Origin of the sequence: Bacillus sp. FSL W8-1127, assembly GCF_038006725.1 — a bacterium.
In the GTDB taxonomy this organism is placed as follows: domain Bacteria; phylum Bacillota; class Bacilli; order Bacillales; family DSM-4216; genus Bacillus_O; species Bacillus_O smithii.
Window position 1 is genome coordinate 1516969 of sequence record NZ_JBBOVU010000001.1, and the last position, 15000, is coordinate 1531968.

Genomic DNA, 15000 nt, shown 5'->3' on the forward strand with positions numbered 1-15000 from the left:
CGAGCGGCTTTCAACAAGGAGGGGTCACATTGAGTAAAGGTCTATCAGGTAAGCGAATCGTGATTGGCGGTTCGCGAAAAACAGAAGAGATGAGCACATTAATCGAAAAACAAGGCGGAACACCGATCGTCCGTCCACTTCAAGGAACCGTTTTCAAAGCAGAAAAGGAAGTGGAGCCGGATTTGCGGAAATTTGTTGATGAAGGATCGGACTGGACCGTGTTTACAACCGGAGCGGGAGTACAAACGCTTTTGGACTTGGCAGAAAAGATCGGAATACAAGAAAAATTTTTACATAGGATCCGAACCACGAGTGTTGCCGCAAGAGGCTATAAGACGATCGCTGCTCTTAAAAAGATCGGAATTCAACCGGTCGTCGTTGATGAAGATGGTACGACAAGAGGACTGATACGAGCGCTACAAGGAACCGATTTTTCAGGAAAGAAGGTTACGATACAGCTGCATGGAGAAAAAGCTCCTCGATTGAAGCAATTTTTTCAAGATCAAGGCGTTTCGGATATTTTAGAGATTCTTCCTTATCAGCATATTCCGCCGAAACGGGAAACAGTGGATACATTATGTCAGGAAATTTTGCAGCATGACGTGGATGCCGTTTGTTTCACGAGCGCGATACAAGTTCACTCTTTATTTTCGTTTGCTAAATCACAAAGATTGGATGAAGAACTGGTCAGGGCATTTCGTAATACAGTTTTGCCTGTCGCCGTGGGGAAAGTAACGGCAGAAGCTTTGCAAGAGGAAGGGATTGACCGTTATCTCGTTCCGGAAAACGAACGTATGGGAGCGATGATTATAGAACTATCCCGTTATTATCAGCAACAATCAGAAAAAGTCGAAGACAATGTTTGAAGTCGCTTTCACGAAGCGGTTTTTTCCTCTGCGTTTGCCAGCTTTTTGGCGTTTTCCCTAAACGAACAATCAAGTGATCCGCCTTGTCTTTTCTTTCATCGAGGATTGAATCAATTTCTTTTTCAAACATTAAGCACATTAGTTTCATTTTTATCAAAAAAAGGGGATAATGGTAAGGTATTTGTTTGAAAGAGGAGTGATTTTGATGAAATGCAAACTAAATCGTAATGCAGCGAAAGTATTAAAAAAAATGCTGGAAAGCCCGGAAGCGGAAGGAAAAATGATTCGAGTATATATTACGGAAATTCACGGTGATCATGCTCATTATGGAATTAAGCTTGATACTCCAACAGAACATGATGAAATCGTGAATACGGATAAAGATATCGATATCTTATTAGATCGACGCGAAGAGTTTTTAGACGGAGTTTGGGTCCAATATTTCTACGTACCTCAGGAAGAATTCGTCATTACAAACCCATGGAAAGAGAAAGAAGCTCACCAGCATCACCATCATCATTAATAATTAATCATTCACAAAAGACAAGCCATCCTTTAGCGCTTGTCTTTTGTTCAAAAGGCAAAAGGATCAGCTCTTTTTCTGTCCATTTTAAACATATTCTGGCTGGTGTTGAAAAATGCTAAATCTTGCTTTTTTATTGTTCTATGTGACTGCAAAAGAAATGATTGAACAAAGGTTTTATTTTATGAGGAGTGTGACATCGTAAAGTATGAAGCAGGAAATATGGCAACTTGGCTAAAACCGTGAACAGATATTATCTTCATTTTTTATATGCCGTTTTTTCGCGCGGAAAAGACCGATCCAGTTCCGTTCTGCTTAACGTCCGGGAAATATTTTTATCATTATATTGTTTATTGATATAATATTATTAATTTTTTTAATATATTGAATTATATTTATTGTAATTGTATAATTTCATTATATGATCCTTCTTATAAGTTCAAATAATAAATTTTAATAGCGCTTTCAAAAAGTGTAATGTATGAATTTGTTTGAAGAAAATATAAAACTTGTACAATCGATATACTATTCTAAAAATATTTGTAAATCGGTATGTAAAATGGGAATATGGACAAGGAGGTTATGACGATGACTCAATCATTTGATTCGGCAAAAACGCGACGCATCACAAGCAACATCTTTAAAGGATCCGTCGGCAATCTGATTGAATGGTACGACTGGTACGTCTATTCTGCTTTCGCTGTATATTTCTCTGCGGAGTTCTTTCCTGAGGGGGATTCCACCAGCCAACTGCTCAATACGGCTGCTATCTTCGCCGTCGGCTTTCTGATGCGCCCAATCGGAAGCCTATTGATGGGTCGATACGCTGATCGTCACGGCCGACGTGCAGCGCTGACGCTTTCCATCAGCCTCATGGCCGGTGGTTCCCTGATCATTGCCGTTACTCCGAGCTACAGCACGATTGGCGTGTTGGCGCCTATTATTCTAGTTCTCGCACGTCTGCTCCAAGGGATATCGGTAGGCGGGGAGTATGGAACATCGGCCACGTACTTGTCCGAGATGGCAAAAAGCGGTCGACGCGGGTTCTACTCGAGCTTCCAGTATGTCACACTCGTTTCCGGACAGTTAGTGGCACTGGGTGTTCAGATTATTCTTCAACAAATCATCAGCGAACCCGAAATGAAGTCCTGGGGCTGGCGTATTCCTTTCGTCATCGGTGCATTGGGAGCTTTGGCCGTGTTGTGGCTGCGACGAACGATGGACGAATCGGAACAGTTTTCAAAATTGGATTCTGAAAGCAGGGCAAGTGCCGGAACCATTCGAGCGCTGATGAAATATCCCAAGGCAGTGCTGACAGTGGTCGGGCTAACACTCGGCGGAACCGTCGCCTTTTATACTTACACGACGTACTTACAAAAGTTTATGGTGAACACGGTGGGCATTCAAAAGGAGATCGTCAGTTGGATTAATTTTATTGCTTTGTTAATATTTGTCATACTTCAACCGCTCGCCGGGATGCTATCTGACCGGATCGGTCGTCGCCCGCTATTGATGGGTTTCGGTATTCTGGGAACATTGCTGACAGTGCCGCTGTTCCTTTTGATGGAGCAGACGAAGAACCCTTTCGCTGCCTTCTTTCTTATGATGGTTGGACTCATTATTGTCACCGGTTACACTTCCATTAATGCCATCGTGAAAGCGGAACTATTCCCGACCGAAATCCGCGCCCTAGGAGTAGGATTTCCCTACGGCCTTACCGTTGCGGTGTTCGGAGGAACAGCGGAATTCGTTGCATTATGGCTGAAGAGCATCGGAGAAGAGTCGCTCTTTTTCTTCTACGTGGCTCTCTGCATTGCGGTGAGTTTGATCGTCTATTGGCGTATGGGTGAGTCTTCGAAGTCTTCCCGCATTGAAGCTGAACAGGATGCAAGCTAGATCATCGTCGTCTGGTACTCTGAAATAGGGTAAGCGACAAGCTGTGGGTTAGCTATCACGGTCTACACGATTTGCTGGAGCCTTTATAGATTGCTTGATGATTATAGAACGAGAATGGAAAGAACAGACATCGATATGATGATGCCTGTTGTACAACAAAATGAACAAAGCGAACATGGGAAAGGACAGGTCGTTAAACGGCACAGGTCGTTAAACGGCCTGCCTTTTTATGTGGACTTGATAAAGATGACAATCGTCAAGTATGAAGACAGAAGTAACGGCTCGATTAACGCAAGGGTGTCCGGGATGGCATGAAAGATGAAGATTGCAAACGGCAAGGTCATTCCAATACCCAATACAAGGAAGTTTGATGAAATCGTAGAAATATCCAAAATAGAAGATGTTTGCTATATTTGAAGAGATGGGAATAGGCAATTTTCTATCGTTTCGGTAAAATAAGAATCGACTAGTTTTGATATTCCAGAATCGAATACTCTACTTCCGAAAACGTCATTCCTTCTTATCTAAATGGGGTTAACAAAGACTCGATCCGAAAAAAGGAGTTAGCATATGAAGCAGTATGATTTTACAAGTGGAAATATTATGAAGCAGCTGGTGATGTTTTCGACACCGATTCTGCTGACTAATTTTCTGCAAACCTCTTTTCAATTAATCGATAGCTTATGGGTTGGCAATTTGCTCGGTTCTAACGCTTTAGGAGCTGTTGCCGTTTCTGGAACGGTGATTTTTACCGTCTTGTCATTTATTATCGGTATTAATAATGCTACATTAACCATATTATCCCAGCTGAAAGGGAAAAATGACGAGATCGGCCTAAAGCGATATGTGAATGCTTTTGTTGTGATATTAACGTTTATTTCTCTTACACTCGGGGCGATGGGAATGATGTTAGCCGTTCCCATTTTGAAGTTTCTTGGAACTCCGTCGACGATGGTTCCTGAAGCGAAAAGCTATTTAGAAATCAATTTTGCCGGAATTTTGTTTTTATTTGGTTATAATTTTATCGGAACAGTGTTTCGTGCTCTAGGCGACAGCCGGACGCCGATTCGATTTGTTTTCTTTGCCGTAGTGCTGAACGCTGTGTTAGATCCACTTTTTATTGAAGTGTGGGGACTTGGTTTAAATGGAGCGGCTTATGCAACGATTCTTTCCCAAGGAGTTTCATTTCTATACGGATTGTACTACAGTTTACGGAAACATCTGATTCCCTTTTCAGTTCCGAGATGGCCTCATAGAAAAGAAGTTTCCATGATTTTAAAACTCGGGATACCGGCCGGGCTGCAAATGATGGTGATTTCAGCAGGAACGGCTGCTATTATGAGTGTCGTCACTTCCTTTGGGGGACATGTTGTCGCTGGGTTCGGCGCTGCTCAACGGATTGACAGTCTTTTGATGCTGCCGGCACAGGCGCTGGGAACGGCTGTCAACAGCATGGCCGGACAAAACATTGGAGCCAATCAATGGACTCGCGTTCGTCAAATCGCTGTAAACGGAGTCCTCTATAATATTTCCATTATGTTGGTCATCGCGTTTTTCGTTGCTTTGCTTGCAGACAGAATCGTCAAGCTATTCATCCAGCAGCCTGAATCATCCGTCTCGTTTGGAGCTGAATATTTAGGAATCATCGCATTTTTCTATCCGTTTTTGGGAATTAATTTTATTTTAAACGGAATTGTGCGGGCTTCAGGTGCGATGTTTCAAGTGCTGGTTCTCAATATCGTATCTTTATGGATTCTCCGATATCCTTTAACAGAATTGTCGGCTTCTTACATAGGCGAAAAGGGAATTGCTTTTGGAATGGGAGCCAGTTTTGTTATAAGCAGCATCATCGCTTTCCTTTATTATCGTTATGGAACATGGAGGAAAAAACAATTATTTACGGAAAGAGAATAAAATGGAGTAATACAGAAGCAGAATCACGATTCCTAAGTGATTTTGAATCAATATCTTGAACGATTGCTTGAAACACGATATGATGAAAGTAATGAAAATCATTCGGAGAAATGCAATACTTTAAAGTGATCGGAAACCTATTTCGTGAAAACGACATCATTTAAAAACGTCATAGTTCTATTTGTGGAATAGGCTTATTGAGGAGATTCTCGGTTTCATTGCATGAGAAGCGCTGCCTCCTATCCATCATTGGATCAGGAGGGTTTTTTGTGCCGGCAAATGGATGTTCGAATGATGATGAAACCGTTCAACTTAATAAAACGTCGAAAGAAAATGATGAAAAGCGGCATTTTGATTTTGGGATTCAGCGTTCTGAAACTGTTGATTCAGCGGCTCTTCGCACCTAAGAAAAAGGGAGTTTGTTAACCCGATATATATTGCAAGTTTGTCACTGGTACGTTGTGGTCGAAAGCATGAGTGATAATATAGGACCAAAAGCTTGGTGTTTCCGGGTACGTGTTGTTTCGAAATAGAGGGTAGGGGGGACATAAATTAGCTTAACCTCTTGTTTTGTTTAACAGGATTTAGTGGAAGGTGAAACGTATGGACGTGAAACGATTTTTAAAAGGATTGGGCGATCGGAAACCTGCCATAATGGGTAGCGAACATTTTTCAAAATTTGCTGTTTTTTTACCGCTGCTTAAAATGAATAATGAATATCATCTTTTATTTGAAGTGCGCTCCATGCAGCTGAGGCATCAGCCGGGCGAAATTTGTTTTCCGGGAGGAAGAATGGAGCCTGATGATCGAACGGCGAAAGAGACGGCTATGAGAGAAACGTCAGAAGAGTTGGGAATACCCATCACTTCCTTATCGGAAGTGTATCCCTTGGATTACGTTATACCCGGTTTTGGGAAAAGGATCATATATCCGTATGTGGGTCTTATTGAACAGGGCACGGAAATCCGGCCAAATCCTCAAGAAGTTGAAACTATATTTACAGTACCGCTCTCGTATCTTCAATCTGTGGAGCCTGAGTGTTATAAAATCAATTTTAAAATAGCTCCTGAAAAAAATTTCCCATTACATTTGATCCCCGGCGGAAAAAATTATAATTGGCAAATCAAACAAATGGATGAGTACTTTTACTACTACAAAGACTATGTGATTTGGGGATTGACAGCCAGTATATTGAAACATTTTTTGGATTTGACTGCGAAATCAGCCAAAGAACAAGATCGTTTTACAGAATAGTCGCCAATCAAGACAAGGGGAACAATTCGTTTGTTGCTCTTTACATTACTATTGGATATTACAGATTAAAGAAGCGGAAACTTAAGGGTTCTTATTTCAGGAAAGCTTTTCATTTTATCATCACGATTATTTCGTTATGAATATTTTTTGTAATCAGGATTTTAAAACCCCTGCCTTTGTGATCAGGCAGGGGAAAATCATATAAATATACTCAAATACAATATGGATAATCGATTCATGATACCATACCGGTTGAACAGCAGATCCGTAAGACAAAAACACTCCATTGCAGTATGAAGTTTTATATTATCGTTATTGTTCCTGAGTGATTTTAAATGTTGCCATACGCTCTTGCAGACTGAGTGCTAGTTCGGATAGAGAAGCGGCTGCTGCTGAAATCTCTTCCATTGAGGCCAGTTGTTCTTCCGTTGAAGCCACGACTGTTTGTGAATGGCTGGATGTCTGTTTAGAGGCGGAAGCTAGTTCAAACATCGCGTCTGAAATCATTTGGATTTTTCCAGACATTTCTTGGATATTTGCAGACAGCGATTGAAGTTCGGATTCGATATCCGTAACCGAATGGACAATTTCTTCAAAGTTTTCCTTCGTATTTTTTACGATGCCTAATCCGTTTTGAACATCGTCCTTGACTCGTTCAATGGAATCAGTGGAACGAGCCATTTCCTCTTGGATTTCTTTTATGAGACCCGCAATTTGCTTAGAAGATTCTTGAGATTGTACTGCGAGTTTTCTTACTTCCTCCGCTACAACCGCAAAACCTTTCCCGTGTTCTCCCGCTCTGGCTGCTTCAATTGCGGCATTTAGCGCCAACAAATTGGTTTGATCCGCTATATCCGAAATAACCTTTGTGATCATGTCGATTTCCCGTGATTTATGACCAAGCATTTTAATAGCTTCGCCACTTTCTTGAACGGATTTATGGATTTCATTCATTTGTTTAGAAGTCTGCTGTACGTATAACCCGCCTTGTCTTGCTTTTTCTTTTGCGTCTATTCCTTTTTCCGCCATTTTTTCCGAGTTCATTGATACGTTTTGGATGGCTTTCGACATTGTCTCAATGGCTTTTTCGCTTTTTTCCACACTCATGGTTTGATTTTCGACTGCCTGGGATACTTCCTGTATGGTTTCCGTGATTTGTTCAGCGGTGCTGCTGGTTTGTTCTGCACTGGCTGTTAACTGTTGAGAGGAGGCAGCTACTTGTTCAGACGTTTCCAGTACATGTTGGATCATGATTCGTAAATTTTCTTTCATATCATTATAGCTTTTGGACAATTGTCCTAATTCATCACGGGAAGAATCGTGGACTGAAACCGTAAAGTCTCCTTTTCCTGAATGCTCCAGTGCTTCCGCTAAAACATGCAAACGTTTTTTCAGTGAGTTTGTAAACCAGAACGCAACCGTCAGAGATAGGAGAACGGCAACGATTAAAACAACGGAAAAGACGATAAGAAATGAATGAATGGTGCGATCGATGATGCTTTGATCAGCTCCTACATATAAAATGCCGATAATCTTTCCATTTTTATCATGCAGCGGCATATAAGCGGTTTGGTGCATTTTCCCTGCAACGTTTGCTTCCCCGTAGTAATTTCGTCCTTCTTTAAGAACGGTCCGTTCTACAACGGGCGAAACTTTTGTTCCGATGACTCGTTGTCCTTGTTTCCAAACATTTGTGGCAACCCGGGTATCTCCCTGGAAAATGGTAATGGTATCATTTGTGTCCTTTCCTATTTGATCCACGATTTTTTCATTATTATTCATTAAAGTGGACCCTTTGTACAATTTTCCATTTTTAATGGCCCAATCGCCTTCGTATTTAGAATCAATATAGTGATAGCTTAAACGTAAATCACTTTTGGCTTTATGAATCGCAAAATCTTTAATGCTGGTAGAAACTTTTTCCATAGCTGCAATACAAACGGTAAACGAAATAAAAAGAATAATGCTTATGACTAGTACATTAATTTTTGCATTTAACTTCAACATTCTTCACCTTCATATTCCTGTTATCTTTTGATTATATTTTTAAGCAACGATATTTCTGCCGAATAATGGCTGGCATGTATGTAAGGATGGGAGGGGACGTTCACAGCGATGAAAGCGATCGGAAAATCAGTTCAAAAATTCGGGCAAAAACGAAAAAAGAATAGAACAGCACAAAGGCGAATGGAACGTCCTTTCTCCGCACCAAATCGAAAAAAGGCTGAGCAGAAAATAGGGGCTATTCCGCTCAGCCTCTTTTTATAAATAAGAGGGATGGATGTCATCCATTTTCTTTTAATCCTTGCCCCATTCCTTTTAGAAAGTGGAGCCCAAAGCCAATCGCACGATTAATATCCGGATCGTTCAGGACTTTCAATAAATCTCGGAATTTTACTTTATCGCCGTTTTGCAGATGATGATTTCCTTCCTTTATACCGTTCGTGATGCTATTCATTAGTTTTGCGGTGAAGTCGGGATCTATATTGGAAACGGCACCTGCTGCACCCATTAAGTTGTTGATCAAATTGGTTACCGGTTCACGTGACACCTGACCAAGAGCAATTTTGGCGATTTTTTCCCGCGCTTGAAGCATAGCATTTGCGGCTTCCAGCAATCCTGCTTGATTCAATTCGCCGATTATCTTAAGCAAATTCGTCAAATCATCATCATGATCTGCCAGAAGGGATTTCAGTTCATCCAACTTTTGCTGGATTTGCTCTTCTTTCGTCATTTCCTTTTTGCGAATAAAGGTAATGGGTTCCGCCATTTTTAGAATTCCTCCTTTCTATTAATCTGTTAATTGAACGAAATCACGCCGCTTCCACTTGCGATATACCTCTACACCATTTTGTGGATGGCGCTTTTTGTTGCGTGGATTGGTTTTCGGTAGCGGACTCTTCCCATCTACATCCAATACTTCCAACCGTACTTTCGCTTGTTTATATGCTGGTGTATGGGTACGACCGTCGACCGCTGTCCCTGTTAAAAAGTTAATGGCTGACTCTTTTGACGTTGAGTTCATAGGCAAGAAGAGCTCATTGCCTTTTACTCGGTCGGTAACCAGTGCAGGCAATTTCAACGCTCCAAATGGAGAAACTAAACGAACTATTGATCCGTCCTTAATTCCTCGCTCTTTTGCTAATTCAGGCGATACTTCCACGAAGACATCCGGCACTTTAGAACGGATACCTTTGGATCGATTGGTCAAGTTTCCTTCATGGAAATGTTCTAAAAGCCGACCGTTGTTGATGTGAAGATCGTATTCTTCAGGAAACTCAACGGGAGGAACCCAATCAGACAAGGCAAAACGCGCTTTTTTATCAGGAAAGTTAAAACCGTCAACGTAAAGAAGCGGAGTATTTTTGCCGTCAAGGCTTCCCCATAAAAAGCTGTTCCAGCCTTCCAGAACTTCATAGCTTGCACCGGAGAAGAGCGGAGACAAACTAGCCATTTCTGCAAAAATTTCGCTTGGGTGACTGTAATTCCAACCGGCTCCTAGACGATTGGCAATTTCTTGAATAATCCACCAATCCGGTTTGGAGTCTCCCAGTGTAGGAAGTGCTTGATATAATCTTTGAACACGACGTTCAGTATTGGTAAACGTTCCATCTTTTTCAAGAGAAGGAGCTCCCGGCAAAACAACGTCCGCATATTGAGCCGTTCTTGAAAGAAAGATATCTTGAACAACTAAGAAATCAAGCTTTGAAAGCATTTCATGAACATAATTGGCGTTGGAGTCGACAAGAGCCATGTCTTCGCCAACAATGTACATGCCTTTCAATTTGCCTTCTTCGATTGCATGAAGCATTTGGATATTGTCAAGTCCTGGTTTACCATCAATTTTAACGCCGTACGCTTTTTCAAACTTTGCACGAGCCACATCATCGGTAATATGTTGATATCCAGGCAGCCAGCCAGGAAGGCTTCCCATATCGCAAGCTCCTTGAACATTGTTATGACCGCGGAGAGGATAGGCGCCGGCACCAGGACGGCGGTAGTTTCCGGTGGCGAGCAACAAATTGGAGATGGCTGCAGACGTTTCAGAACCTCCTACGTTTTGGGTAACTCCCATACCCCATAAAATACAAGTACCGTCCGCTTCATGAATCATTTGTGCCACTTGAATGAGCGTTTCTTTTGAAATGCCTGTGATTTCTTCTGCGTATTCAAGCGTATATTTTTCAAGCAGTTCTTTAAATTCATCAAAATATTTAACGTTTTCATCAATAAACGCTTGGTCATGCCAACCTTGATCAATGATATATTTCGTAACGGCCATCAACCATACTTGGTCTGTGCCTTGTTTTGGACTGATAAAAATGTCTGCGCGTTCTGCCATTTCATTTTTACGGAGATCAGCTACAATCAGCTTTTGTCCGTGGAGCTTATGAGCACGTTTTACGCGAGTCGCAAGCACCGGATGCCCTTCTGCTGGGTTGGCTCCGACAATAATAACAAGTCCTGCTTTTGCAATGTCTTTAATCGTTCCAGAGTCGCCTCCCATCCCAACAGTTTTGAACAAACCGTCTGTTGCAGGGGATTGACAGTAGCGGGAACAGTTATCCACATTGTTTGTTTCAAATACTTGCCGGGCCAATTTTTGCATGAGATAGTTTTCTTCATTAGTGGTTTTGGAAGATGAGATGAAACCTAAAGCTCCTGAACCATATTGTTGTTTGATCGATCCCAGTCGGCTTGCTACTAAATCAAGAGCTTCTTCCCAAGTGGATTCCACAAATTCACCGTTTTTACGGATTAATGGTTTGGTCAACCGATCTTCGGAGTTGACAAAATCCCAGCCGAATTTTCCTTTTACACATGTAGAAATGGCGTTGACAGGAGCATTGTGACTAGGCTGTACTTTTAAAATTTTGCGTCCTTTCGTCCAGACTTCAAACGTACAACCGACACCGCAGAAAGTACAAACCGTTTTCGTTTTTTTCGTTCGGGTTTCCCGCATAGCGGCTTCTACTTCAGAAATAGCGAAAATACCACTGTATCCAGGTTCCACTTCTTTCACAAGATCGATCATGGGCTCCAACATGTCTTCTTTCAAGCCCGTCATAAATCCAGCTTCGCCCAGCATGGATTTTTCCATTAAGGCGTTGCAAGGGCAGATGGTAACACATTGGCCGCAGCCGACGCACGATGATTCATTGATCGGTACGCCGTCATCCCAAATGACTCGTGGACGTTCAGCTTCCCAGTCGATGGAGAGTGTTTCATTCACTTGAAGGTTTTGACAGACCTCTACGCATTGACCGCAAGCAATACATTGATTAGGGTCATAACGATAAAACGGGTGGGACATATCTACTTCGGATTTATCCACTTTTGGTCGGTACGGATATTTTTGATGCTCAATTCCCATTAGTTCGGCCGTATTATGCAGTTTGCAGTTTCCGTTATTGTTATCACAAACTGTGCAGTATAACAAGTGATTTTCTAAAAGACGGTCCATTGCTTCAGTTTGCGCCTCTTTGGCACGATTGGATGATAGTTCAATATTCATGCCGTCCACAGCAGGTGTCGAGCAAGAACGTACAAGCTTTCCATCCGCTTCGACGATACATGTGTCGCACGTTTGAATAGGATCCACTTCCGGTACATAGCATATTTGAGGATGTTCAATCCCGTTGGCATTGATGATTTCTAATATGGTTGATCCCGGATCGGCCTCAAATATCTGACCGTTAATCGTGACGTGGATCATTTGATTATCCATCTTGTTACCTCCTTTTTTCAAACACAAAAAAATCCACCATGAAAAGCAACGCCTACTGACAGGCCGCTTTCATGGTGGATTAGTTTATTAGCAGAACTTGCTAACAGACCATCCATTGATATGTGAGTCGATAGAATCATAACAGACCTTGTTATGATTCCATCTTTAAATTCAACTGTTATTATAGTGCTAAATTGAAAAATAGACAATACTTTACAATGAAACTTCCATTTTCTAATTCTTTTTCCAAGCTAGCTTTTCTTTTTAAAAGGGATGTTTTATGATAGGACATGTAAAATTTATGGAATTTCATGAAAGAAGGGGAAGGGATGTCTAAAAAGATACACGAATTCAATGATATTATCCGCAAACTTCGTAAAGAGCTGTTTGGGAAAGGGCCGGAGAGAATTCATACGGTGTTTGTGGAGAATATGGCGGTCTCCACATTGTACGGCAATTTGACGCCAACGGAAAAATTTATCGCCAACACGCAGGAAGGAAAAGAAATGGTCCATACGGCGAGGACAAGAATGATTCAGGAATTATATTCGATTCATCCTCCTGATGGTATGGAAGAAGTGATAGGAGCTAAGCTTTTGTACTTATTTTCTGATATCAAAGTGGAAGAGGATATAGCAGTTTCGGTTTTTATTTTTGATCAAAACATTACTTGAAAAAAGGAGGCTCGGATCATGAAGCCGATCGAAGTGAGCCGAAACATTTTTCGTTTTGAGAACGGTTGTGTAGAAGAAAAAGAAGACAAAGTCGTAACAGAATTCCCGGTGACAGTGAAAGTAAACGGACAAGAATTCGTGACGATGGTATGCACTCCGGAATTTATAGAAGATATGGTTATAGGATTTTTAGCTTCAGAAGGGGTGATACGTCGATATGAGGATATCCAAGATATATGGGTGCAGGAGAAAGAAGGATTTGTCCATGTCCAGACGGAGAATATCAACCCTTATTACCGGAATTTTCAAAACAAGCGATATATCACTTCATGCTGCGGAGTGAGCAGACAAGGTTTCGTATTCGTCAACGATGCTTTAACGGCCAAAAAAATGAAGGATATTCGAGTCAAAGTGTCCATAGACGATTGTTTTCGATTGATGAATACCATGCAGGAATCAGCTGAAACGTTTCGCGAAACCGGCGGCGTTCATAATGCGGCGCTATGTGATGTTCATCAAATAATATTAAGTCGAATGGACATCGGGCGCCACAATGCGTTGGATAAAATATATGGCTATTGCCTAAAACATAGTATTCCAATAGGAGATAAAATTATCGTATTTAGCGGACGGATTTCTTCGGAAATCTTGCTTAAAGTAGCGAAAATTGGCTGCGAAGTCATTTTATCCAAATCAGCACCTACGGAATTGGCTCTTCAGCTAGCGGAGGATTTGGGAATTACGGCAGTCGGTTTTATTCGCAATCGTTCGCTTAATGTCTATACCCATCCGGAACGCATCATCGATCTGGAAAAATAGGCATATCGATTTCATTCCGTGTAAGTTTCGAGAGACAGGACGGGGAGGTCGGCTTTTGACTCTCATTTTCAAAAGAGTTTGCATGCTGCCATCTGTTTTGTTATAATTACCATCGTTTTCATGAACCATAAAAATATAGGTAAATATGGATATGGTGTACATGTTTTGTAGATTATCAAATTCATAGAAAATATCTTGTCTTGGTATGGTAAAGGAAGCAGCCATCTTGCCCTTTGCATGGGGTGAAGGGTTGTGTGGTTGTTGATATTTTTTGAAGAAAGGGATGATGGGGATGGCGTTTTACAAGCCGGACAAAATTGCAAGTATCGCGATCGATGCAGGGGTGAAAAAAACACAGCTGCCTCTATCCTCAATTCTCATTTTGGGGTTTTTTGGAGGAGCCTTTATTGCGCTTGGTTTTTTGCTTGATATTCGAGTGAGCGGGAATCTGCCGCCGGAATGGGGAAGTTTTGGCAATTTGCTGGGGGCTGCGGTTTTCCCGTTGGGACTGATTTTAGTATTATTGGCTGGTTCAGAATTAGTGACAGGTAATATCATGTCAGTAGCCATGGCTTTTTATGCAGGAAAAGTCACCTTGTCAAAACTGTTGGTCAACTGGATTGTCATTACCATTACCAATTTTATTGGAGCCATTTTTGTTGCATATTTCTTTGGCCATGTTGTAGGACTTACAGAAACGGGATCGTTTTTGACTAAAACGGTAGCCATTGCACAAGGAAAACTCGACGAATCGTTCTGGCAAACACTCGTATCTGGAATTGGCTGTAATTGGCTTGTTTGTTTAGCCGTTTGGCTTTCTTACGGAGCTGACGATTTTATCGGAAAAATCATCGGCATTTGGTTCCCGATTATGGGCTTTGTTGCTATTGGCTTTCAACACGTTGTGGCCAATATGTTTGTGATTCCTGCTGCCATTTTTGCGGGACATTTTTCATGGGCTGATTTTATTAGTAATGTTATTCCCACTTTTATCGGCAATGTGATTGGAGGAGCGGTTTTTGTAGGACTTGCTTATTTTCTTGCCTATCATAAACAAAGCCAGCTGTGGGAGAAGAATGATTCAAAAGGGCAGGCTTCATAGTCATGCCCTTTTTGCTTTCTTCAACACAAGTGATGGAAAATTCTTCTTTTACCTTCCAAACGACTTCTTTCTCGTACTTTGACTGCCAATTTTCTTCTTCATACTTTATTCTTCATGCGAAATTTTCACTGCGATGTTTCTCGCTATTGGTGTTCATAAAAATTAGCGAAAGATCATCGTTCCTCGCCTTAAAAGACATTGGACGTTTTTTTGAAATTGGTCAA

General features: G+C 41.5%; 13 protein-coding genes. 10 read left to right on the top strand and 3 right to left on the bottom strand.

What is annotated here, in order from left to right:
* The first annotated feature begins 29 nt into the window (after positions 1–29).
* The 7 genes from NST12_RS07220 (at position 30) to NST12_RS07250 (ending at position 6453) form a co-directional block, all read left to right on the top strand.
* Positions 30–866, top strand: coding sequence for a uroporphyrinogen-III synthase (locus NST12_RS07220; protein ID WP_048623240.1), 837 nt, complete (start codon positions 30–32; stop codon positions 864–866).
* 205 nt (positions 867–1071) lie between these two features.
* On the top strand, positions 1072–1389 hold the full coding sequence (locus NST12_RS07225; protein ID WP_048623241.1) for a heme biosynthesis protein HemY: 318 nt from the start codon (positions 1072–1074) through the stop codon (positions 1387–1389).
* Between the two features lie 588 nt (positions 1390–1977).
* The gene (locus tag NST12_RS07230) at positions 1978–3285 is read left to right on the top strand and encodes an MFS transporter (RefSeq protein WP_328203810.1); all 1308 of its coding nucleotides are present in this window, start codon (positions 1978–1980) and stop codon (positions 3283–3285) included.
* Between the two features lie 90 nt (positions 3286–3375).
* Positions 3376–3600: a hypothetical protein gene (locus tag NST12_RS07235; protein ID WP_048623243.1), complete on the top strand. Its 225-nt coding sequence runs from the start codon at positions 3376–3378 to the stop codon at positions 3598–3600.
* 255 nt (positions 3601–3855) lie between these two features.
* Complete coding sequence (locus NST12_RS07240) at positions 3856–5199, top strand: MATE family efflux transporter (RefSeq protein ID WP_048623244.1); 1344 nt, start codon at positions 3856–3858, stop codon at positions 5197–5199.
* Between the two features lie 269 nt (positions 5200–5468).
* Positions 5469–5606, top strand: coding sequence for a hypothetical protein (locus tag NST12_RS07245; protein WP_155814569.1), 138 nt, complete (start codon positions 5469–5471; stop codon positions 5604–5606).
* Positions 5607–5802: 196 nt separating this feature from the next.
* The gene (locus NST12_RS07250; RefSeq protein WP_048623245.1) at positions 5803–6453 is read left to right on the top strand and encodes an NUDIX hydrolase; all 651 of its coding nucleotides are present in this window, start codon (positions 5803–5805) and stop codon (positions 6451–6453) included.
* A gap of 312 nt (positions 6454–6765) precedes the next feature.
* Here NST12_RS07250 and NST12_RS07255 read toward each other — a convergent pair whose 3' ends face one another.
* The 3 genes from NST12_RS07255 to fdhF form a co-directional block, all read right to left on the bottom strand.
* Positions 6766–8460, bottom strand: coding sequence for a methyl-accepting chemotaxis protein (locus NST12_RS07255; protein ID WP_048623246.1), 1695 nt, complete (start codon positions 8458–8460; stop codon positions 6766–6768).
* A 277-nt stretch (positions 8461–8737) separates the two neighbouring features.
* Positions 8738–9223, bottom strand: coding sequence for a DUF1641 domain-containing protein (locus NST12_RS07260; protein ID WP_048623247.1), 486 nt, complete (start codon positions 9221–9223; stop codon positions 8738–8740).
* Between the two features lie 21 nt (positions 9224–9244).
* The gene (gene fdhF / locus NST12_RS07265; protein ID WP_048623248.1) at positions 9245–12181 is read right to left on the bottom strand and encodes a formate dehydrogenase subunit alpha; all 2937 of its coding nucleotides are present in this window, start codon (positions 12179–12181) and stop codon (positions 9245–9247) included.
* Between the two features lie 329 nt (positions 12182–12510).
* Here fdhF and NST12_RS07270 point away from each other — a divergent pair, with 329 nt between their 5' ends.
* The 3 genes from NST12_RS07270 (at position 12511) to NST12_RS07280 (ending at position 14776) form a co-directional block, all read left to right on the top strand.
* The gene (locus NST12_RS07270; protein WP_048623249.1) at positions 12511–12855 is read left to right on the top strand and encodes a DUF2294 domain-containing protein; all 345 of its coding nucleotides are present in this window, start codon (positions 12511–12513) and stop codon (positions 12853–12855) included.
* Positions 12856–12873: 18 nt separating this feature from the next.
* Entirely contained in the window at positions 12874–13674 is an 801-nt protein-coding gene (fdhD, locus tag NST12_RS07275) for a formate dehydrogenase accessory sulfurtransferase FdhD (RefSeq protein WP_048623250.1), read from the top strand.
* A gap of 292 nt (positions 13675–13966) precedes the next feature.
* Positions 13967–14776, top strand: coding sequence for a formate/nitrite transporter family protein (locus NST12_RS07280; RefSeq protein ID WP_048623251.1), 810 nt, complete (start codon positions 13967–13969; stop codon positions 14774–14776).
* Positions 14777–15000: the final 224 nt, after the last annotated feature.